The following is a 23,795-nucleotide window of genomic DNA, read 5'->3' as shown; positions in this document are numbered from 1 at the left end:
AGACAGACACAAATGATACAAAATGAGGATTTCGAGCAACGTCTCAAGGAATTAGACTGGACGCTGTACAAATTAGCCAAGGAATTTGCGGAACATCGAGCTGCAGACGGAGATGTTTCCCCTGCTTCCCGATATCACAGTTCTATAAGTAAAGCAATAGAAAATCCTGGTAAATCCAAACTGGAAACCATTGAAGATATTGTTCAGGTTCTCAACGGTGAGCTAACTATCTTATGGGAACCAGGAAGGGTAGTCACCATTCGACTAGAGGATGAAACCATAGAAGCTTTAAAACAGAGAGCCGAAAATGATGGAAAGACTATTAATGACATAACCAAGCAACTCTTATTGCAAGCACTTTCAGGACTTCCCGCGCAGCATTCAAAAAAACTCACTAATTTAGTCATAGCTGAACAAGCCAAAATTTATCGGTCGTTTCATCCTGTCATTAGTTCTGCTTACTCTGCTGTACATCAATGGTTGTCAAACATCCCAGACGCAAAGGGATATCAGCAACTTGATTATTCAAAAGATATTTTACACTCTCTAGATAAAGCAGATTTAAAAAGTAAAGCATTTCAGTTTTATACTCTATTTCCTCCTAACTACTTTAAAGCAGTTCATATTTTAGATAATGTCATTGACTCCAGTCGATTAATGACAAAACTCAGATATCATCCACGCATTTACTTATTGGATATTGGTGGTACTATGGGTGCTGCTACAACTGCTTTGATTGCAAAAATATTAACTTTACCTCAAGAAGAAATTCGATTAAACCCAATAGAAATTATTTGCATAGGTATAGAACCTAATATTTATAGCTATGCGATTTATCAAAAATTGATGCAGCAACTCAAAGAGAAGATTGCACCATTTAACATCTTATTAAATTTTCAGCCAATCAATGAATCTTTGGCACAAGCAACTCTTACGACAATTACTTACCTAAAAAATAAATGCAAGGGAGATAAATCTTCAGATAAATTATTATCTAACCTCTTTGTCATGCAACTTGATATTGCTGCATCTATAGACAAAGATAACATTCTCAAACGAGAAAGAGATAAACAACTTCAAGCTTTAGGATTAGAACTACAAAATGATACAGAAATAAAAAAAGATTTTTGGCAAGATGAAGCACTTGCTTTAAAAAGGTTATTAGAGGAAGTACCGGTTGAAACATTATATTTGATGACAATAGGAACAAAAAACCTAGAACATACCCTCAAGCAAATTATTCAAATTACTGACATTAATCAAGGAACCAAGGCTATAAGCAATGCTTTAGAAACCTTTATTGGTAAAAACCATACATTTTCTGATGTGATTCCAGTTAAAGATATAGTTTACTTTGAGAATCCTGTTAATAGCTATTGGCAAGAAAAAGGTATTTTCAATCATGAAACTCAATTCCATGCCCTTTGTCAAACCATCAAAAATAGGGAAATTGAAGAAGATAATCAATGGAATCAACTGATAAGTTTAGAAAATATAGAATTAGCTTGGGTTAAAGCCAGAAATAATGTGTTCAATGAATCTTTTTATGATGAAATAGAAATCCGATTATTTGAAAGTAATCTAGATGAAAATTTACAAATGGTCGTTGATAACTTAGTTGACAGTTTATATTCAGATAAATTTCTTCCCTCTAATCAGGATATTGACTATAAATTTGTCAAGAGTAGAACAAAAGGACGTTCAAAGCAGTTAACTCGTTTAGAAGAAGAAATACTAGCTATTGCGATTCTGCAAACTCTTGCACAAAAAAACGAGTTGAATTTTTATTCCTATAAACTCAAGTCAGAACAAACGGAAGATTTATATGAAGATTACTTTCCTAAATATAAAAATTTTTTAGAAGAATCACGAGCAAGTGCTGAGAGTTATCCAAATGGTGCTGTTATGAGAACTGACATAGAATCATATTATGTCAAAGTGATTCAACAACAGTTGCTTGATATTAGTGTCACAGAATTGGAAATTAGCAGTAACCGCATTAAGTGGTTACTTAGTCAAATTCTCAAGCGAAATTTGAATAATGGACATGAGAATGGGATGGGACTAAAACAAGGAACTCTCACATCAGGTTTTTATGCAAATCTGTATCTGAAAGCAGTTGATGATTATTTCCGTAATCAACCGCGATGGAAACATCAAATCAAATTGCATCGTTATGTTGATGATATTATTGCAGTTGTTCCGCGTACTCATGAGCTTGAACCATTTGAAATAGAATTAAAAGAGCAACTCGGCAAACTAGGACTTAATCTTAATGAGAATAAGACTGAATATTATGATAATATATCAGATTTTCTACCGACAACAGAACTAGATACTGATTTAGATACACTAAATGAAAAATTTAATTTTCTACTTGGTCCTTTATGGATAATGAATTATGATTACCGCACAGAATTTGAATTAGCTAATAGGAGTCATGATGACAAATCATGGTGGAAACTGATTAAAATATATCAGCATTGTTTATATTCTCAGGGTATTTATATTACAGAAATGCGGCTGAGTCGCAAAATTTATCAAAAATTGGTTACCAAAAAATTAAACAATCAAAATGACTTAACGTTCCCATCTCTCCCAAGAAATGATAAGTTTATTATAATTGCTAATTGGAGTAGTCAATTTCAACAGAAGAATGACAATTGGGTGAATAAAAAAAATCAGTTAAAGTCTAAATTTGTTCATCTTTTTCAAGATAGTTTAAAAGAACTACAAGAAATTACAGTAACTATCAAGGAGAAAGCTGATTCACCCACTAAAACAGAAAAGCGGGAACTAAATATCAAACAGAGGAAGTTACAATCTCGCATTAGATTATCGGTAAATAAATTACTAATTTTAGGGTTTGATCCAGTTTGTCAGGAAATTGTTAACTTAATTTGCGACCCTGACTTATTCGTAATTCGTGATTTGCTAGATGTGGTTATTGGTTTAGCTTCTCAGGGACACATAAATGCAATCAATCAACTATGGGAACATTTTCAAAAAAGTAACATAACAAATGAAGAAACCAGTACATATTACCGCGCAATTTTACTGGAAGCATTTCGCTTTTTACCTATAATCGAATTCAATAATTGGGAATTAATATTTAACTGTGCAACACAAGCACAATCTGATATTGAAAAGCTAAAAGCAACCGAAACTTGGCTATATTTGGGTCAGCTAGCTAAACCTTATGTACAAAATCAACATTTTGAAAATGTTGCTAAGGCTTTAGAAAGTAATCCTCCTCCGTTTACCCGACTCAAAAAAAACTACATTTTGATTTTGGGACTTTACAATTATGACTTACCAGATAATATTTCCTTTTCTGAGGAAGAGGTCAAGGATTATTTAATTAAAGATGCTGTGAAACTTGCAGAATCGGGAAAAGTTGCAGAAATATTTCAAGAAGTTGAACCAGCCAGAGTTAGACAATATTACAACCCGAAAAAGACAGAAGTCACTAAAGATCAGAAGTTATCACTGTAAAAATATCATACTTTCTATGTCACCAACTCAAGCTAACCCAGATCAAGTAAAAATCATCAAGCACATCAACGGAGCAATTTTAGTGCTTGCTCCAGTGGGAACTGGTAAAACCCGCGTTTTATCATCAAGAGTAGTTCAAGCTATTAAAAGCGGTATTCCTGCAGCAAAAATCTTGTGTTTGACTTTTACTAACCGAGCAGCAAAAGAAATGAAAGAAAGGTTAGCACAAATGTGTCCTGAAGGATTTTGCCACATCACCATCAAAACCTTTCATAGTTTATGTACTTCCATACTGCGAGTTGAAGCTCGTCAAATTGGTTTACCAGTAGATTTTGTAGTTTACGATGATGCTGACTGTCTGGGAATAATTAAAGAGATTTTCTGTCTTTCCAAAGACAAAGAAGCTCAAGATATCTTTTTTAAATTAGCTGATTGTAAAGTTAAAGCTAGTCAGTTACAGTTATCTCCCCATTATCCTTTAGAAAACCTGTTTGCATCTCTAGGAATAGGTCAAGCACAATTAGCGAGTCAATACCAAAGCATTCTTCAAGAACGTCATGCTGTGGATTTTGCAGACTTAATATTTTACGTGCGTTACTTGCTGGAATATTATCCAAAAATTCAACAAAGATGGAAACAACGCTTTGATTTTATCCAGATTGATGAAGTTCAAGATACTCATCTTTCTGAATATGAAATTGTTAAATGTTTAGCTTCTGGTACGGATAATATTGCCATGATTGGTGATTTAGACCAAACGATTTACAAGTGGCGAGGTTCGGAACCGGATAAAGTTATTAGTCGATTTAAACAAGACTTTCACCCTCAAGAATACTCTCTAACTTGGAACTACCGCGCTACTAAAACATTACTTAAGGCTGCTTCTGGCTTTGCTGACTCTTTTCACAAAAGATATACAAAAATTACTCCTGCTCCTGTTTGTGATGCGGGAGAATTAATTACAATTTATGCAGCTAAAAATGAAATAGAAGAGGCTAAGTGGATTGGGGAGCAGATTAGACAGTTATCAAAACATGACCCCAATATGCTTTATGGTCGAGTTGCTGTTTTAACTAGAAATCATAAACGAATTCAGATAGTTTCTCGAGTTCTAGAACAGTTAAATATTCCCTGTGTTACAGTTGAGCAGCATCAATTTTTTATGCGTCAGGAAGTTAAAGATGCTCTTGCTTACCTGCGATTAGTTTTAAATCCTTTTGATACAGGTTCTATGCTGCGGCTATTAATGCGTCCAAGTCGCGGTATAGGTTCCATCACTATTGAAAATGTCATCAAAGGGGGAGAAGCATGTGGTTTGAAACTTACTGATATGGTTTCAACTCAGACTTTTATTGATGGCGACCCTTTTAGTAATTTAATATATGCTTATAATCATGGCACAATTGTTGTTTTTGATGTGGAAACAACTGGTTTATTAGTGAGTCAAGATGAAGTCATCGAAATTGCAGCCGTGAAATTAGTTAAGGGACAGGTAAAAGACCAATTTCATGCTTATATTCAAAATACTGTCTCTGTGGGAGATTCTGAACAAATACATGGTTACAGTAATGAATTTTTAGCCAGAAATGGTGAAAATGCAATTCATGTATTTGAGAAATTTTTATTGTTTATTCAAGATGCTTTTTTAGTTGGGCATAATCTGGGTTTTGATATTAAGATGATCACAGCCCATGCTCAAAAACTAGGTTTATCAACTCCTACATTTAAATGGTCAGATACTTGGGATTTGGCTAAACGCTTTATAAAATCAGAAAGCTATAATTTGGAAAGTTTAGCAAATAAATTAAACCTCCATCAATTACCAAATCATCATGCGCTTGATGATACGCTGACAACTGTTGAATTATTGGCAGTTTTAATACCTTTAGTACAAGCACGTGCTGACTATCGTCAGGCTTTAGTTTATCGTTATGGAGAAGAATTTGAAAATTTAGCTGATGCTGTTGAAAGTTGGAAAGATGCGAGCCAAAGATTACGTCCAGCAGATTTGTTAGGTAACATTTTAGTAGAATCTGGTTTATATGAATATTATCAACAGCATGAACTAAAAGGGCTAGAAAACCTGAAAAGGCTGATCAATATTTTTCAACAGCAGGATGATTTAGAACTTCATCCAGATACTGCACTAAGAAGCATTATTGATTACACTGCATTGGCGAAAAATCTAGATCAAATTTCTATCGAAAATAATCAAGTTCCGATTATAACAGTACATCAATCAAAAGGTTTAGAATTTGATACAGTTTTTCTAGCTGGTTTATCAGAAGATGAATTCCCCACTTATTTTAGTGTCCGCGATGGTAAGGTAGAAGAGGAAAAACGGCTGTTTTATGTGGCTATCACAAGGGCTAAACAACGTTTGTTTATTTCAGCTTTTATCAGAGATTCTCAAGATTACAAAAAATCTTTAAGTTCATTTATTAATCTGCTTCCTTGTGAATATATAAATTACAATTAGAAAAATTACTTTTGACTTGATATTTTTGCAAAAATATATACAGCACTATCTAAGTAAAGAAAGTACACAAATGACCCGTGCTGATCAGAGTAACCCAAAACCAAAACCTTGATTTTGTTGGGTTTCACTGCTTTCTACCCAACCTACCTTTCTTAATTTAAAAGTAATTAAGCATACTCAATATGCTAAAAAAAATAGGGTAATTCTGGAAAACCCAGAATCACCCCAGTTTTAGTTAAACTGCAACCAAAGTTAGTTAAGCAAAAGCAGCAGTTCTGACATCGTTGTTTGTCAAAATCTCTTGCAATTCCTCAGCATCTACTGTTTCTTTCTCCACCAGCATTTTGGCGATTTCATCCAGAATGTGGCGGTTGTTAACTAATACTTCTTTAGCACGTGTATAGGCTGCATCAACGAGTTTACGCACTTCTTCGTCAATAGCAGCAGCAGTTTCTTCGGAGAAATCACGCTCGGACATGATATCTCTGCCTAAGAACATATTACCTTGCTGACGACCTAAAGCCACTGGACCGAGGCGATCGCTCATACCAAAGCGGGTAATCATCTGACGGGCCACACGGGCTACTTGTTGCAAGTCGTTAGAAGCACCTGTGGTAACTTCTTCATCACCAAAGATTAATTCTTCAGCCAGACGACCGCCTAAAGCTACCGCCATTTGATTTTCCAGATAAGCACGGCTGTACAAACCTGTATCCATGCGGTCTTCACTGGGAGTAAACCAAGTCAAACCACCAGCACGACCGCGAGGAATAATGCTGATTTTTTGTACTGGGTCATAGTCGGGCATTAAAGCACCCACTAAAGCGTGACCAGCTTCGTGATATGCTACTAGGGTTTTGCGCTTTTCGCTCATTACCCTATCTTTTTTCTCTGGTCCAGCTAAGACGCGATCAATGGCATCATTGATTTCATCCATAGCAATTTCAGTTAAATTCCGCCGTGCTGCCAAAATTGCAGCTTCGTTGAGCAAGTTGGATAAATCCGCACCGGTAAACCCAGGAGTCCGACGGGCGATTTTATCCAGGTCTACATCCTTGGCTAAGGTCTTACCACGGGCGTGAACTTTAAGAATTTCGCTACGTCCTGAATAGTCGGGACGGTCTACAACTACCTGACGGTCAAAACGACCGGGACGCAACAGAGCAGCATCTAAGACATCAGGACGGTTGGTAGCGGCAATAATGATAATACCGGTATTGCCTTCAAAACCATCCATTTCGGTGAGTAACTGGTTGAGGGTTTGTTCCCGTTCATCGTTACCACCGCCTAAACCTGCACCCCGTTGACGACCTACCGCATCAATTTCATCGATAAATACAATACAGGGGGCGTTGGTCTTAGCTTGCTCAAACAAATCGCGGACGCGGGAAGCACCCACACCTACGAACATTTCTACAAACTCAGAACCGGAGATGGAAAAGAAGGGTACACCAGCTTCACCAGCTACAGCACGAGCCAAGAGGGTTTTACCTGTACCAGGAGGACCTACTAACAATACACCTTTAGGAATTTTTGCCCCTACTGCGGTAAAGCGGTCGGCGTTTTTGAGAAAGTCTACTACTTCGTTTAATTCCAGTTTGGCTTGGTCAATACCGGCGACATCACCGAAGGTAACTTGAGTTTGGGGTTCCATTTGCACTCTGGCTTTGGATTTACCAAAGTTCATTGCTTGGTTACCAGGACCACTTTGAGCGCGACGTAGTAAGAAGAATAAGCCAACCAGAAGTAATACAGGGAAGAATAAACTGCTCAGTGCCTTAAACCAAAATCCTTCATCAGTTTGGGGGAGAACAGAAATATCAACGCCCTTGTTACTCAAATTATTGATTAAGTCAGGGTCATTGACTAAATTCACAATCTTTTTGTCACCGTCTCTGGAGGTAACAAGTGCTGTAGAGCGGTCTGCACTCAGACTGACTCTATCTACTCTGCCTTTGTCAACTTCTTGAATAAATTGACTGTATCGCCATGTTTCTCTGGTTTGAGGTTGTTTGTCAAAGAATGCTGTTCCTAAAGCGATGACAACTATAAAAAGCAGTGCATAAAGCCCCGCATTTCTCCATCTTTTATTCACTGAGGTCTATCCTCCTGTATTTTGTGTGAGTTAGCGTAGCTTCTCTAATATGAGAGGGCATTATTAAGAATTATGTTAACTTATCTTAAGGTATAACATAACATGACGGCTGTCATGTTAGAAAAGCTCTCTGATTTGTTCCAAACTAAAATGGTAAGGATTATATTGTAGAGACCCTATAGGCTGGTGAACCGTATGTATGGGGATAATTTCTACCACACTATTAGTGTAGGCGATCGCTTCAAATCCCCTGACTAATTCGGCATTCCAGGGCGACTCATGCACCATGGGCAGATGATTGAGCAATTGCGATCGCACAATTCCCGGTAATATTCCCTCTGTGAGTGGTGGTGTCCACCAACTACCATTTTGCCAGCCCCAAAGGTTACCTGTGGTAGTTTCAAGCCAATTACCTGCGCCATCGATGAAAATGGCCTCCTGAGAATTTAACTGTTGGGCGTGAGTCCTCGCTAACCAACCACTGAGGTAGTTACCAGTTTTATGAGCAGGAAGACTGCGATACAAGTTCGACATTGCCAAAGTTGTGGTAATACCGTGTTTTTGCTTGGTGATTAAATCTGGTGGTAATAACCTCCCGGTTATCCACTCCCTCCCATCTGCAAACAGGGTAATTCTGAGAATGGGGAAATTTTCCGCCAGAATTTCTGCACCTTGACGCACCAGATTCCAGCTTGGTTCTCGCCAACCAAAAGCTTGTACTGATAACAGTAGGCGACGGCAATGTGCCACCCAGTTAGTTAAACTACTATCGAGGCTTTGCTCATAAACCCGCACTGTTGTAAATACCGTAGCCCCATAAAGTAACCCCGGGTCGTGAATATCTAATTCTAGGGTTTGAGATTCTCTGAGTTTGCCATGGTACCAATAAATAAAACTAACCTCCCTGGGGGTTAAACCTACTACTTGAGATCATCCTAATAAATCAGCGCGGGGTTTAAAAGTTTCTATTTCCCGCAGTTTTTCATAAAGTTCCCGTTCTTCAGGTGTGATACTTTTAGGTGTAACAATTTGAATTTCTACTAATTGATCGCCACGTTTACCATTTTCCCCGGGGTAGCCTTTATTTGCTAACCGCAGTCTTTGACCACTCCTCACACCCGGAGGGATAGTCATTTTCACAGGGCCATCTAAAGTCGGTGCTTCTACTTGTCCTCCTAAAACCGCTTCACAGGGAGTGACTGGAACTTGGCAAAATATATTGAACCCTTCTAGTTTAAATAGCCCATGGGGCAATACTGTTATTTTCAAGTAGAGGTCACCACCACCAATACCTTGATTGCGTAACCGGATACTTTGACCTGTTACCATAGCTGGGGGCATATTTACTTCCAGCGATCGCCCATCTTCTAGGCGAATCCGTTCTTTGCCACCTTCATAAGCTTTTTCCAGTGGTAAAGTTAATCTAGCTTCAATATCTCGGCGGGGTGTGCGCGGTGGGCTTTTAGGAACCGTATACTCAACCCGACTTTTAGGAGAACGAAATGGATCGCTTTTGGTACTAGTACTAACATTTCTGGTGTCTTGACGACCCCCTACACCAATGACTTGATTAATAAAACTCTCAAAATCGGAAAATTGTTCGGGATTTACATCTTCAGTGGTGCTGCGACCATTGGAGGAACCAGACCAGCTTTTAGATTTGGGTGCTTTGCTAGCAGTAAAACCTTTTTGTTTCCAGTAGCGGCTAAATTGGTCGTATTGCGATCGCCTGGCTGTATCAGAAAGGACTTCGTAAGCCTCACCGATATCTTTAAACTTTTCCTCTGCGGCTTTATTTCCCGGATTGAGATCCGGGTGATATTGTCTTGCTAACCGGCGATAAACCTTTTTAATTTCTTCACCGGAAGCATCCTTAGGTACTCCTAAAATTTCATAGTAATCGCGAAAATTCTGCAAATTTTGCATAGTTCAGTTATTTTACTTTTAATTGTAGTAATAGGGACTGATGACTGTTAACTATTGACTAATAACTACAACCAATCATCGTCATCATCATCCCAGTTATCCTGGTAACTTGGTCGAGAAGGCTTGCGAGAGGAACGCTGATCATAGTCTGGGTAGCGACTATCTTTGCTGTAACCCCTATCGTAGTCTCTGTTGTAATTTTTGCCATAGGAATCACGTTCGCGATATGTATCACGGGAAAAATTGGGTTCCCGTTCCTTATCACCGCCTGTAAAAATGTCACGAATCGTCCCAAACAAGTCTTCCTCTTCGTCCTCAGCATAATACTCCCGAACTTCTCGGTTTAGTTCATATAAAGCATCTTGTAAGTCAGCATAGGCTTGATCAATGCCGCGATCTTCATTTTCCTGGAGACTCTCACGCAGTTCCCGACAAATACTATCAATTCGCTGGCGGCGATTGCGGGCAAACTGCATACCAAATTCCAGTGCCACTTCTCTGAGTTGGCGTTCTGCCTGTAAAATCAAAGCCTCAGAACGAGTGCGTTTTTCTACTCTTTCTTTGCGTTCTCGGTCAACATCCGCGTATTTTTGAGCATCCTGAATCATGCGATTTACTTCTGATTCACTCAAAGTAGAAGCCCCTTGAATTGTGATACTTTGTTCTCGTCCGGTGGTTCTATCAAGGGCTGTCACCTGCAAAATACCGTTAGCATCAATATCAAAAGATACTTGAACCTGGGGAATTCCTCTTGGTGCTGGGGGGATGCCATAGAGCTTAAAACGTCCCAGTGATTTGTTATTTGATGCCATTTCCCTCTCACCCTGGACTACGTGAATTTCCACACTGTTTTGGTTATTTTCTGATGTAGAGAAAATATCAGAACGGCGCACTGGGATAGTAGTGTTACGGGGGATGAGTTTTTTCATCACACCGCCAATGGTTTCCAGTCCCAAAGATAATGGTGTCACATCCAAAAGCAGCACGTCTTTGAGTTCACCCGCCAGAATACCGGCTTGAATAGCAGCACCTATTGCCACCACCTCATCAGGATTAACATTTTCGTTAGGTTCTATCCCAATTAAGTCACGCACTAACTGCTTCACCATTGGTATGCGTGTAGAACCACCAACTAGTACCACTTCTTCAATATCTACCGGTGAGAGTCCAGAATCTTTGAGTGCGCGTTTAACTGGTGTACGTAAACGTCCCATCAAGTCCACACACAAACCCTCAAACTGAGAACGAGTCAGGCGAGTCTCTAGATGTTTAGGGCCGTCCTCCGTAGCAGTGATGAAGGGTAAGTTAATTTCGGTGACGCTGACAGCGGAAAGTTCAATTTTCGCCTTTTCTGCGGCTTCCATAAGGCGTTGTAAAGATTGCCGCTCGCGTCTTAAATCTACCCCTTCAGCCTCCAGAAATTTATCTGCTAACCAATCTACTATTTGTTTGTCAAAGTCATTACCACCTAGTTGAGTATCTCCACTGGTAGCTTTAACTTCAAAAATGCCATCACCAACTTCCAAAATTGAGACATCAAAAGTCCCACCACCCAAGTCAAAAACAAGGATAGTTTCAGTTGCACCCCGATCTAATCCATAAGCCAAAGATGCGGCTGTAGGTTCATTAAGAATCCGCAACACTTCTAAACCAGCAATTCTGCCAGCATCGCGGGTAGCCTGTCGTTGAGAATCATTAAAATAAGCGGGAACCGTAATTACCGCCCCTGTCACGGTTTCCCCCAAATAGCGACCAGCATCGTCTGCCAATTTTTTGATCACCATGGCGGAAATTTCTTCTGGGGCGAAATCCTTTTTCAGACGTGGACAGGGAATTGTCACATTACCTAATTCGTTTTTACGGATAGTATAAGGTACACGCTTAGATTCCTGGCTGAGTTCATTATACTGCCGCCCAATAAAGCGTTTAACCGCAAAAAATGTATTTTGGGGGTTGAGAACAGTTTGCCGTCTGGCCATTTGCCCAACAACCCTTTCGCCCTCTTTGCTGAAGCCGACAACAGAGGGGGTTGTGCGCATTCCTTCTGCATTGGCAATCACCACCGGCTTGCCACCCTCCATTACGGCGACTACTGAGTTGGTTGTACCCAAGTCGATGCCGACTACCTTGCCCATGGGTTACTCTTCTCCTAGTGTGTCTTGTACGTTTAATTTAATTATGCGGTACTACCTCTAGTTGTTGGATATTGGATGAAAACACCTCAATGGTATGATAGTCATTGTTAAGGTAAGAAGTAGAGGAGTTTAAGCTTGAGGAGCTAGTTGCAACACTAGGATAACATTGACAATGCTAAGTATGTCCAAGTAGCTGAAATCTTATCTTTGTCATCCCCTACCCCCCAAACCAGAGGGATTGAGGTTATCCATTGACAGGGCATTTTCAGGAATCCTCACGACTGATAAAACCCTCCACCACCAGGGGTTTCAATCACAAAAACATCTCCTGGCTGCATCTGCACTGTTGCTGTGCTGCCTAAATCCTCTTGTGTTCCATCTTGATGCTGTATCCAGTTGCGCCCCACCTGACCAGGTTCTCCCCCATTTAATCCAAAGGGAGGAACACGGCGATGTCCAGACAGAATATTAGCTGTCATTGCTTCAAGGAACTTGATCCGGCGAATCACGCCGTTACCACCTGAATATTTGCCTTTACCCCCGCTATTGGGACGTAAACAAAAGCTTTCTAACAAGACGGGATAACGAGTTTCTAAAATTTCTGGGTCTGTCAAGCGGGAGTTAGTCATGTGGGTTTGAACTGCATCAGTACCATCAAAGTTAGCCCCTGCGCCGGAACCACCGCAGATGGTTTCATAATATTGATAACGCTCATTACCGAAAGTAAAATTATTCATCGTTCCCTGAGAAGCAGCACTCACACCCAACGCACCATATAAAGCATCAACGATGTTTTGTGATGTCTCTACATTGCCTGCTACAATTGCGGCTGGGTAGCTGGGGTTGAGCATACAGCCTTCAGGAATGAGAATTTCTAAAGGTTTCAGACACCCGGCATTCAGGGGGATACTATCATTAACTAGAGTGCGGAAGACGTATAAAACCGCTGCTTGAGTTACAGCCTTGGGGGCATTAAAATTACTGCTTAGTTGCCCAGATGTGCCGGTAAAATCAATTGTTGCACTGCGATTTTTTTTGTTTATTCTCACTTTAACTTCGATTTTGGCACCGCTATCTATTTCATAAATGAATGATCCATCTTTGATGGCTTCAATTGCTCTTCTTACTGATTCCTCGGCATTATTTTGAACAAATTTCATGTATGCTTGGACAGTTTCCAGTCCATATTGAGCAACCATTCTCTGTAATTCTTTGACTCCCCTTTCATTGGCTGCAATTTGTGCTTTAAAATCAGCTATATTTTGTTGGGGATTACGAGCGGGATAAAGATGATTAGAGAGTAAATTTCTTACTTGGGTTTCTTGAAAAATTCCTTGTTCAACTAAAAGAAAATTATCAAATAAAATCCCTTCTTCTTCTACTTTTGTACTGTGGGAAGGCATGGAACCAGGAGTAATACCGCCAATATCGGCTTGGTGTCCGCGAGAAGCAACGTAGAACAGTGCAGTGGTCAGGGTAGAGGGCAAAGTGTCATCTAAAAATACGGGGGTAATAGCTGTGACATCTGGGAGGTGTGTTCCACCGTTATAGGGGTTGTTGGATAGATAGACATTACCTGGTTTGATGGTGTCGCCTTTGTCATTGATTAAACTGCGGACGCTTTCACTCATTGACCCTAAATGTACGGGAATATGAGGAGCATTAGCCACTAATAATCCTGAAGAATCGAAAATAGCACAGGAGAAATCTAATCTTTCTTTAATGTTCACTGATGCCGCAGTATTTTGCAGCACAATCCCCATTTGTTCGGCGATGAATTGATACAGATTTTTGAATATTTCTAAACGGACTGGATCTGGTTGATTTGTGGCGTACATTTTTAATTTATATTCTTTGATGTTAAAGGTAAATTTACAGATAAATTTGAATTTTTAATTAATTAAGATACACGTTGTAAAATTAAATGATTACACTCATTTAATTTTGCTTGCCAGTTAGGTTCAACCACAATTGTACTAATCTTTTCCACAATAATAGCCGGACTATTTATCAAATCTCCCACTTGTAAATCCTCACGGCGGTAGACTGGGGTATCATGCCATTTTTCCCCAGTGAATATCTTAACTATTTCCACCGGTTTAGGGGGTGATTCTATAGGACGAGTACGACTAATTACAGGTTCTTCGGGAGTATCCATTTTCTGAATTACTTCTACGAAAATAGATTCTACAATCAAGGGCTTGTCGGGTTGAATGAAACCATAGCGAGATTTATGTTCATCTATAAATGCTGTGTGCATGACCATGACATCTGAATTGAAATCAATGCTTAAAGTAGAATTAGTCCCCTCATATTTCACATCCAGTTTTTGAATTACTGCTGCTTCAACGCTACTTTCATTTTGACTGAGTTCACTTCTTGCTTGGGTTTCTAATGACTCCATCAACTGCATTAACTGAGGTATTAAGTCTTGATTTAAAGGCTGTTCTACTCCTGCTACTCTGGTGGATCTCACATCAGCTAGTCCCATACCATAGGCGGAAAGAACACCAGCATAAGGATGCAGAAATATCTGTTTCATCCCTAAAGTATCCGCAATTAAACAGGCGACTTGTCCACCAGCACCACCAAAACAGCAAAGTACATATTGGGTGACATCATAACCTCGTTGTAGACTGATTTTTTTAATAGCATTAGCCATATTTTCCACAGCGATCGCCATAAATCCGGCTGCTACTTGTTCGGGTGTAAGGTAATTTCCTGTAACAGTGGTAATCTCTTGTGCTAATTGCTGGAATTTCTGGATGACAATATCTTTATCTAAAGGTAAATTGCCATCAGCACCAAAGACGGAGGGGAAATATTGAGGATGTATCTTACCTAACATGACATTTGCATCTGTCACCGTTAAAGGTCCACTCTGACGATAACAAACCGGGCCGGGATTTGAGCCAGCGGATTTTGGTCCGACACGATAGCTAGAACCATCGAAGATGAGAATGGAACCACCACCAGCTGCAATAGTGTGAATTGATAATACGGGAACTCGCATTCGCACTCCCGCAATTTCAGAATCTAATTGGCGTTCATACTCCCCTTTAAAATGGGCGACATCTGTACTGGTTCCCCCCATATCAAAGGTAATTACTAGATTAAAACCTGCTCTTTTACTAGTTTGAACTGCACCGACAATACCGCCTGCAGGTCCACTTAAAATACTGTCTTTTCCCTGAAATTGTGCTGCTGCTACTAAGCCGCCGTCAGACTTCATAAACATTAATCTAACATTTGGTAATTGGCTGGCTACTTGGTTGACATAGCGGCGCAAAATTGGGGTTAAGTAGGCATCTACGACAGTTGTATCTCCTCGACTGACTAGTTTGATTAATGGGCTAACTTGGTGAGATACAGAAATTTGTGTAAAGCCAATTTCCTCGGCAATGGCTGCTACTTGTTGCTCATGCTGGGGATAGCGATCGCTGTGCATAAATACAATCGCACAACTGCGAATACCTGTATTATAAACTGCTTGTAAATCCTGTTGTAATTGTGTAATATTAACAGGTGTTAATTCGTTGCCATGAGCATCATAGCGTTCTTCTACCTCAATCACTTGTTCATAAAGCATAGTTGGTAAGATGATGTGACGGGCAAAAATATCAGGGCGGTTTTGGTAGCCAATACGCAGGGCATCTTTAAACCCTTTGGTAATCAGTAGGACTACTCGATCTCCTTGCCTTTCTAACAGTGCATTGGTGGCGACAGTTGTCCCCATTTTGACTACTTCTATGACTGTATGGGGAATGGGTTCATGAGTTGAAAGACCCATAATATCCCGAATACCTTGGATAACTGCATCTTGATATTGTGTGGGATTCTCTGAAAGTAATTTGTAGACAATAACCCATTCTTGAGGTGTCAGAGGAACTATCAAAAAACGTTCTGTATGCCCTGAGAGCCGATCTATAATTGTCTGGCTATTAGTGACAGCAATAATATCTGTGAATGTACCACCGCGGTCAGCAAATACTTTTAACATTTATCAATTTACCCTATGGTATATAATCAGAAGATTTATAATAAAGCCTTTTTCAGGCTCATGAAGTAAACACCAATTCCCTATTCCCTGTTCCCTGTTCCCTGTTCCCTGTTCCCTCAAACTAAAAAAATTTGTACCTCACGAGCATGGGAAATGCCATAATCTATGTGAGAATTGATATATCTGGTAACTGGCGCAAGTAATGATTAATTTCTACAGATGCAGCAATTCCAGAAATCATGGCATCTTCAGTAAGATTACCACCACACCAATCACCACAACATACTAAAGGTAGGGGACTTTGGGCAGATAATACAGGATGTGGCCAGGGACGACTGGGAAAAGCGTAACGCCAGCGATGTACTTGCATCCAGTCTGGTGTTGCTAGTCCAGGAAGCCCCAAACTGTGGGCGGCGGTTTGCAACATCTCCTGTGCAACGGGTTGTAAATCTGGGGTTTCTAAATGTAGTTGGGCAAAATTAGCGCTACTTTGCAAGACAAATACAGGTTGTTGAGGATGGGGGCGTTTGCTGCTGTCTAAACCCATCCATCCCAAAACCGGCTCATCTGTAAATTTCCGCTCCTTCCAAGGTGGTAGTGGGGATGTAGGGGGATATCCTGCGATCGCACTAATACAAGGATAAAATTCTACAGAGGTCAAACTATCCAAAAATGCTTTACCCAAAATATGTTCGCCCAATGGGGACAAAAGTGCCAAAGCCTGGGGAGCGGGGATAGCGAGAACTATGGCTGTGGCTGTTAATTCGGCGCTAGATTCAAGAGTCAGACACCAAGTATTTGCGGAATGAGGGTGAATGGCTGTGACCCGCTGATTCAGTTGGATTTCTAAACCTTGGGCGAGAAACTTACCAATGGTACTCATTCCCGCGGGTGCAATATAACGGGGTTGAGGCTGATCTTGCCATAGCTCTAGGATATGGCGATCGCATAAAGATTGTACCAAATTTGCGAATAATTCACCATGAGGCTGTAAATAACAAGCCCCATGGTCTGCCCAAGTTCCATGTAATCGACGGGTAGCGAGTCGTCCCCCGAAACCACGGGACTTTTCGAGGACTACCACCGAGTATCCAGCCTCAGTTAAACGTTGAGCGCATATTAAACCTGCCATTCCGGCACCAATTATGGCAATATCAGTCATAAATTCTTGACTCTGTAGGACTGGGGATGAGCAATGACCAACAATTGCTAATAGTAGAATAAACTACATAAAGGCTGCACAAAGAGAGGAAGAGAAATTGGATGAACTGAGGGCGGCGCTGGAGTTAGCGACACAAGAGGAATTGCAGGATTTAACGGCAATTTTGTTTAGTCGTAAATTTAATCCCCTAGATTATGTTCATACACCTGAACCGATTGAGGTACAAAGCCAAAGCCGCGAAGCTTGGCTAGACACATTAGAGAATCGGTTTCGGTTTTTAGCCGCGGATGGGATCACAGTATTACGGGGGCGTACAAGTCAGGTAACTTACCGTCAAGCATTAATTCAGGTCTGTAAATATTTGAAAATTCCCTATTCTAGAGAATTGACGACCGTTGATTTAGAGGCGGAGTTATTTTTACATCTATTAGGACAGGTGTGGAAAAAACTGCCGGAAAATGAGAAACAAAAATTAAATCAGCAGGTGCAACGTCAACTGTGCCAGTCACAAATCCAACAACCCCTACCACTTTTATTACATGGCGACCAATTGGGATTACTGGTTAAAGGTGGTAGCGCCTTGGCTGTTACTTCTATTCTGCAGCCATTGGTATTGCAACAGATAGCGCGCCAATTTGCCATCCACTTTGCTAAATATCAAGTAGCTAAACAGACTGCGATCGCCGGTTCTCAAGCAGCAACTAGCCAATTTAAAGGCTATGTAGCTCTACAAATGGCGCGGCGGGGTATGACTATGAATGCGGCTCGTTATGGTGCAGTGCGTAGTGTTTTTAGCTTCATTGGCCCAGTGATGTGGACTTGGTTTTTTGCAGATTTAGGATGGAGAGCGATCTCTACTAACTATGGTCGGATCATCCCCACCATATTTGCTCTGGCACAAATTCGTCTCACTCGTGCTGAATGTTGGGAACCAGCTTGAAGTTAGCTTTTTATCATCCCCACCCTAGTTTACAAACCCCTTGGAATCTGACTCAAATTGGACTGCTGATTTTTCCCTTGAGTCCGTTTTTAGGGGGTGTGAGTATACTGTTGGCAGCATTAATTACTTGTCATAAACAATACCATAGAATTATGCACCGTCCCCTAAACTGGGGATTTGCTGTGTTAAGTCTATTACTGATAATTAGTTCCGCCGTTGCCGATGAGAAAACACAGGCTTTTCTAGGCTTGTTTAATTTATTACCATTCTTTGTAGTTTTTGCCGGACTGAGTAGCCTAATTAAAACCACAGCCCAACTGCGGCAAATAGGGGCGATTTTCGTCATTGGTTCCGTACCAGTGGTGATTATGGGCTTTGGGCAGATGTTTTGGGGTTGGAGTTTGCAGTTACAAGTTTTGTGGATTTTATTAGATTTAGGTCTGTCTGCGGGAGGAGTTCCACCGGGGCGTATGTCCTCTATATTCATGCACGCCAATCTTTTGGCTGCTTATTTAGCGATCGCTTTTACTTTGGGATTGGGGTTGTGGCTGGAACGATGGAGTTTACGCGATAGAAATAATACTTACTTTATTTTTTTAACTGTGTCAGTAATTACTAGTTTTATAGCTCTGATTTTCACTGAATCACGTAATGGCTGGGTGATGGGAATCATTGCCTGTTTAGCCTATGCACTTTACCAAGGTTGGCATATTATTGTTGGTACTGTCACCGGGATAATTAGCAGTGTCCTGTTAGCAGCTTTCGCCCCCTCACCAATTGCAGAAACCTTTCGCCGCTTTGTTCCGACTTACTTTTGGGCGCGGTTAAATGATCAAATGTATCCAGATAGACCAGTGGCTTTAATGCGAACTACTCAATGGGAGTTTGCTTGGTCTTTAACTCAGCAAAAGCCTTGGACAGGTTGGGGTTTACGCAGTTTTAGCGACCTCTACAAAGCACAGATGCAAATTGATTTAGGTCATCCTCACAATTTATTTTTGATGCTATCTGCTGAAACTGGTTTACCGATCGCACTGTTATTTTTTGGCTGTCTGGCTTGGATATGGTTTGCAGGTGTGCAATTGTTGCAGAAACCCAACTATTTAGACAAAAAAGATAAATTGATATTTTTCAGTTATATTGTTGTAATTTTACAATGGTTGATATTCAACACCGTAGATGTAACTTTATTTGATTTTAGGCTAAATACAATTTCGTGGTTATTTTTCTCTGCACTTTGGGGAGTTGTATATAGTAGTTCTCGTTTGCATAGGTACGGTGAAGAATTCATTGACCACAGATGAAGATATATCTATACAAGGAATCGGGAAAGTTGCTTTTATAGCCAGATTTTTACAAATTCGATGATATGCTTGATAAAAGCTATGTTGGTAGATGGAAGTTCTGGTGCGTGGGATGGGGGGTCAGTTGTGCGATCGCGCCCAAGAAATAGTCCAAGAATTACGTAAAAGCCAGTAAATAAACTTGACTCACATTGTTTACAAAGATTATGAGCAAAGCAGAAACAGAAACAGTTAAACAATTAGCGATCGCCCTACCAATGAATGCCATTCAATCCTTTTGTCAACGCTGGCAGATCGCTCAATTATCAGTATTTGGCTCAATTTTACGCGATGATTTCAATGCGCAGAGCGATGTAGATTTTTTGTATGCCCTCAAACCTAATACTCGCTGGAGATTATCAGATTTAATTGATGCTGAAGAAGAATTAGAAAAAATGCTCAGTCGAAAAGTTGATTTAGTGGGAAAAACGACTATTGAACAGAGTCATAATTGGCTCCGAAAACAGAATATTCTTTCATCTGCAAAAGTTATTTATGAAGATGAATAGAAGATTTAGAATCCCTATTTATCTAACCCAGGGAGTTAATTATGGTTGAATTGAATCAGGTGAGCGATCGCCAGCAATTACTTTTAGCTGAACTTAACCGCTATGTAGATTTGTTAAGGGATTTTTACAATCCTCAATCAGTTATATTATTTGGTTCAATGGTAAGTGGGACAACCCATGAATGGTCTGACCTTGATTTAGTCATAGTTAAAGAAACGACGCAACGTTTTTTGGATCGCACTAAAGAAGTAATTCAGTTGCTGCAACCACGAGTAGGGATTGATATACTGGTCTATACTCCTGTTGAGTTTGAGAATTTATGCAAAGAACGGGCTTTTTTTCGAGAGGAAATTTTAGGGAAAGGCAAGATTTTGTATGAGCAGGGAGTATGAAACGTGGTTAATTTTTGCTCGTGAGGATTTGCAAATGGCAGAATTAGCGATCGCTAATAACATATACAATCAAGTGTGCTTCCATGCCCAGCAATGCAGCGAAAAAGCGATTAAAGCTCTACTTACGGCTCAAGGAAAAACTCCACCCCGCAGTCATCGGCTTAGTGATTTAGTGAATTTACTTAATCCTAATCCTCTTGTGGCGATCGCTTTAGATATCCAACTTCTTGATCGTTTTTACCTTCCTACCCGCTACCCCGATGCTTTACCCAGTTCAGAAGCTTTCGCAGATCCTAATGATGCCCAAGAAGCCTTAGCTGTATCAACACAAGTATTCAATCAAGTTACTCAAGAATTGGTGAAATTTAAAGAAGATGAGAACTGATGAAAAAATGCAATTGTTTAGAGTCAGTTTGTGGAACCACACCCAAAAAATCACAGAACATCTATGTAACGGAAATCAGACATGACTAATTATTTGTGGCAACCATCAGATGAGCAAAGACGCACAATTTTATTTATGGAAGTAGCAGGGATTATACACGATTTAGGTAAACTATCAAATGGCTTTATCAAGGAGTCTGCACAAGACAAGCCTAGGGAATTGTCTTATAATTATCAATCGATTGCCGAAGACAGTTATATAAAGCCTTTTTCAGTCTCATGAAGTACACACCAATTCCCTGTTCCCTGTTCCCTCAAACTAAAAAAATTTGTACCTCACGAGCATGGGAAATGCTATATTTGGATATTCAAGAAATTATCAAAGCTCATCTACCGCTTTTTCAAAGTTATTTTCAATCTCAGGTTTAGGACTTTCAAAAAGCTTATCTGATTTTTCAGACCTGTTTTTAATCTCAGTTTTATAACTAGAAGAATCTGATTCTTTAAAAAACGACATGACAATTGAAATGCACAATACTACTGGTATTGCTATTATTACTAATGATATTGCTATTCCTGCTATGATGATAGCAATGCATAATACTACTAGTATTGCTATTATTACTAATGGTATTGCTATTACTGCTATTATCAAATTTCCTAGTAACTCTAACACAAATCCCTCCTAAATGTTAATAGATTTATGCTGATTTTTATACAGATAAATCAGCAATTATGGCTTCTGTTTCCTCTCGCATACTGGCCAACAGATCATTAAATGATGCTTCTTCATTTAATTCAAATACGCTTTCTCGAAGAATTATATATTCCCATTGTTGTGGCTGAGAATCTTCTTCATAGCTTTCAGAGTCAAGTGTGACATTGCTTATTTTATTAGTAAATACAGGGGAAGTTTTTAACTTGATAACTTTGTCATTTGCTTGAGAATAAGACAAAAACACATAACTATCTAACTTTGCCCTAAGATAACTTTGTTCAGAATATGTCATTGTTAAACTAGGCTCAAAATTAATCTTATAACGCTTTTTAACAACTTTAGGTGGCTGGAAAGCAGAATCTTTTTTACACGACTCAACCGCCGCCTGAACTTTTAGAATTGCGCTTGGTTCTGCAATAAAATGATCTCCTTTTGTTTCCAACAAGAACATTCTATCTCCAGTATTGACTACAAAATCAGGTTGATACTTATATTTAATTCCTTTTTCATTCTGCCATATAATGAATAATTCATCCTTACGGTCTAACTTAGTAAATGCCAAGACTCCAGGAGAGGAGTTTAGTAGTTTGGGAATAACGTAGCGCTGGAAATCACCATCTGAATCATTTTCAGATTCTTGTGCCATTTCTTCTAAAACGTCTTGTATATCGGGAGTAATTTCAGACTTAATGAAATTATCAATAACTGCATCAGTATTGCTATTATGTAAATATTTCTGGTTTACTTGTTTAATTTCACTTACGAACGTTGATGATTCTAAGTAATTATTGTTTTGTTTTGACTTCTCTTCATATATTGCACAGGCAATCTGTCCTATACTATAAATCATTAAAGCTTTGGCACTAACTGAGATAGCTATAGTAGCAAATTTATTGAAACTTAACCAAGCTACACCGTAGTCAATGACTTGTTCTCCGACAAAAGCAGCACCAAAAGCGATTATAAGGTCAGTTTTTATATCTTGGTCTTGAACGTCAAAACCATAAAGATAGGCAATTTCATATACCATTTTTACTGAAATATCAGTTATTTCCTCAAAACGGCAGCCGCTTATATTTTGAATTATGCCTTTTAAGCCTGAAAACAAATCTAATAATTGATTTCCTAATTCTAATCCTCCCGCCTCTAGTGTTTTGCTAATGATAATAATCTGGGCTTTTTCATGATTTGATTTATCGCTATATTTTTCCTGTAAGAGTTGCACATACTTATTTGATTTATGGAAGTTGATGTCACATAAACTGTTAACAATCCAATCAGATAAATTTTGTGTATTTATATTTTCAAAATCTGAATTATTTTCAATTCCTCCTGCTATGTTTAGCAAAATTTTTCTTCTCGCTAGAGTAATTTCAGATTTAATTAAATGATCAATAGCTGCGTCCGAATTGTTATTATGTAAATATTGCTCGTGTAATTTGTTGATTGTACTGACTAATGTCGATGATTTTAAGTAATCATTGTTTTGTTTCAACTTTTCTTCATATATTGCACAAGCAATCTGTCCTACACTATAAATTACCAGAGCTTTGGTAGGAATTATGATGGAGATAGTAGTAAATTTATCAGACTGCAACCAATTGATGCCATCTTCAATTGCTGGTTTTCCGAAAAAAGCAGCACCAAAAGCAATTATAAGCTCATTTTTTATATCTTCCTGTTCCAGACTAAAATCATAAAGATAGGCAATTTGATATACCATTTTTATCGATATATCAGCGATATTCTCAAAAGGAGAGTCGTTTATGTTTTGAATTACATTCTTTTTTAAGAATATATACAAATCGAATGGTGTTTTAAATGCTGCTTTTAATATTGAAAATAAATCATTAGACTCATTTTCTAAATATAATCCTCCTGCTTGTAGTATCCTGCCGATTATAATAATCTGAGCGTTTTCATGATTGGATTGGTAAACATATTTTTTCTGTAAGCGTTGTACATACTCTTCTGCTCTATCGAAATTAATTTCATCAATTTTTTTATCAATTAAGCTAGATAGGTCTTTGGTATTTACTTTTTCGATATGGGTGTTATCCGAATTAGATGGCTTGCTCATAATTAGTTTATGCTCTGATTATGGTAGAATGAAAAATACGATATTTAAGTATGTAAATTAATCAATAAATCACTAAAATTTGTATAAAAAATTTAATTTAACTCCTTGTTTCACATTCATGAGATAATATGAATTCA

At 39.1% G+C, this 23,795-nt stretch carries 17 protein-coding genes; 8 read left to right on the top strand and 9 right to left on the bottom strand.

Translation table 11 applies throughout. The features are described 5' to 3' along the window. Positions 1-12 precede the first annotated feature (12 nt). Together AC6IZ0_RS17990 and AC6IZ0_RS17985 are read left to right on the top strand one after the other, a co-directional pair. The gene (locus AC6IZ0_RS17990; RefSeq protein ID WP_497724219.1) at positions 13-3,495 is read left to right on the top strand and encodes an RNA-directed DNA polymerase; all 3,483 of its coding nucleotides are present in this window, start codon (positions 13-15) and stop codon (positions 3,493-3,495) included. Next, the gene (locus tag AC6IZ0_RS17985) at positions 3,419-5,974 is read left to right on the top strand and encodes a 3'-5' exonuclease (protein WP_497724217.1); all 2,556 of its coding nucleotides are present in this window, start codon (positions 3,419-3,421) and stop codon (positions 5,972-5,974) included. Before AC6IZ0_RS17990 ends, AC6IZ0_RS17985 begins: the two co-directional genes overlap by 77 nt. A 256-nt stretch (positions 5,975-6,230) precedes the next feature. Here the strand turns inward: AC6IZ0_RS17985 and ftsH3 are convergent, their stop codons facing one another. From ftsH3 to AC6IZ0_RS17950, 7 genes are all read right to left on the bottom strand, one after another. After that, positions 6,231-8,069, bottom strand: a complete 1,839-nt coding sequence (ftsH3, locus tag AC6IZ0_RS17980; RefSeq protein WP_497724216.1) for an ATP-dependent zinc metalloprotease FtsH3 — start codon at positions 8,067-8,069, stop codon at positions 6,231-6,233. 117 nt (positions 8,070-8,186) lie between these two features. Then, positions 8,187-8,960 carry an aminotransferase class IV gene (locus AC6IZ0_RS17975; RefSeq protein ID WP_497726097.1) on the bottom strand — a complete coding sequence of 258 codons (774 nt, stop codon included), beginning with the start codon at positions 8,958-8,960 and terminating at the stop codon, positions 8,187-8,189. A gap of 39 nt (positions 8,961-8,999) precedes the next feature. Continuing rightward, the gene (locus tag AC6IZ0_RS17970; RefSeq protein ID WP_497724215.1) at positions 9,000-9,995 is read right to left on the bottom strand and encodes a DnaJ C-terminal domain-containing protein; all 996 of its coding nucleotides are present in this window, start codon (positions 9,993-9,995) and stop codon (positions 9,000-9,002) included. Positions 9,996-10,060: 65 nt separating this feature from the next. Next, entirely contained in the window at positions 10,061-12,130 is a 2,070-nt protein-coding gene (gene dnaK, locus AC6IZ0_RS17965) for a molecular chaperone DnaK (RefSeq protein ID WP_271730561.1), read from the bottom strand. A gap of 275 nt (positions 12,131-12,405) precedes the next feature. Beyond that, a complete protein-coding gene (locus tag AC6IZ0_RS17960) occupies positions 12,406-13,968 on the bottom strand; it encodes a hydantoinase B/oxoprolinase family protein (protein ID WP_497724214.1) in 1,563 nt (520 codons plus the stop codon). 62 nt (positions 13,969-14,030) lie between these two features. Beyond that, positions 14,031-16,130: a hydantoinase/oxoprolinase family protein gene (locus tag AC6IZ0_RS17955; protein ID WP_497724212.1), complete on the bottom strand. Its 2,100-nt coding sequence runs from the start codon at positions 16,128-16,130 to the stop codon at positions 14,031-14,033. A gap of 163 nt (positions 16,131-16,293) precedes the next feature. Then, positions 16,294-17,292, bottom strand: a complete 999-nt coding sequence (locus tag AC6IZ0_RS17950; protein WP_497724210.1) for an NAD(P)/FAD-dependent oxidoreductase — start codon at positions 17,290-17,292, stop codon at positions 16,294-16,296. A gap of 97 nt (positions 17,293-17,389) precedes the next feature. On the opposite strand from AC6IZ0_RS17950, the gene AC6IZ0_RS17945 reads away from it, so the two are divergent. From AC6IZ0_RS17945 to AC6IZ0_RS17920, 6 genes are all read left to right on the top strand, one after another. After that, a complete protein-coding gene (locus tag AC6IZ0_RS17945; RefSeq protein WP_497724208.1) occupies positions 17,390-18,232 on the top strand; it encodes a YaaW family protein in 843 nt (280 codons plus the stop codon). Beyond that, entirely contained in the window at positions 18,214-19,536 is a 1,323-nt protein-coding gene (locus AC6IZ0_RS17940; RefSeq protein WP_497724206.1) for an O-antigen ligase family protein, read from the top strand. Before AC6IZ0_RS17945 ends, AC6IZ0_RS17940 begins: the two co-directional genes overlap by 19 nt. Positions 19,537-19,742: 206 nt before the next feature. After that, a complete protein-coding gene (locus tag AC6IZ0_RS17935) occupies positions 19,743-20,084 on the top strand; it encodes a nucleotidyltransferase family protein (protein ID WP_497724205.1) in 342 nt (113 codons plus the stop codon). Between the two features lie 41 nt (positions 20,085-20,125). Further along, positions 20,126-20,476, top strand: coding sequence for a nucleotidyltransferase domain-containing protein (locus tag AC6IZ0_RS17930; RefSeq protein WP_497724204.1), 351 nt, complete (start codon positions 20,126-20,128; stop codon positions 20,474-20,476). Beyond that, positions 20,460-20,861, top strand: a complete 402-nt coding sequence (locus AC6IZ0_RS17925) for a HEPN domain-containing protein (protein WP_497724203.1) — start codon at positions 20,460-20,462, stop codon at positions 20,859-20,861. Before AC6IZ0_RS17930 ends, AC6IZ0_RS17925 begins: the two co-directional genes overlap by 17 nt. An 81-nt stretch (positions 20,862-20,942) precedes the next feature. Then, positions 20,943-21,143 carry a hypothetical protein gene (locus AC6IZ0_RS17920; protein WP_280801993.1) on the top strand — a complete coding sequence of 67 codons (201 nt, stop codon included), beginning with the start codon at positions 20,943-20,945 and terminating at the stop codon, positions 21,141-21,143. Between the two features lie 96 nt (positions 21,144-21,239). Here the strand turns inward: AC6IZ0_RS17920 and AC6IZ0_RS17915 are convergent, their stop codons facing one another. After that, positions 21,240-21,536, bottom strand: coding sequence for a hypothetical protein (locus AC6IZ0_RS17915; protein ID WP_497724202.1), 297 nt, complete (start codon positions 21,534-21,536; stop codon positions 21,240-21,242). 37 nt (positions 21,537-21,573) lie between these two features. Next, the gene (locus AC6IZ0_RS17910; protein ID WP_497724201.1) at positions 21,574-23,658 is read right to left on the bottom strand and encodes a hypothetical protein; all 2,085 of its coding nucleotides are present in this window, start codon (positions 23,656-23,658) and stop codon (positions 21,574-21,576) included. Positions 23,659-23,795 lie beyond the last annotated feature (137 nt).

The sequence above is a fragment of the Anabaenopsis sp. NIES-4685 genome, assembly GCF_059725405.1.
This window is presented reverse-complemented; position numbering and strand designations above follow the sequence as displayed.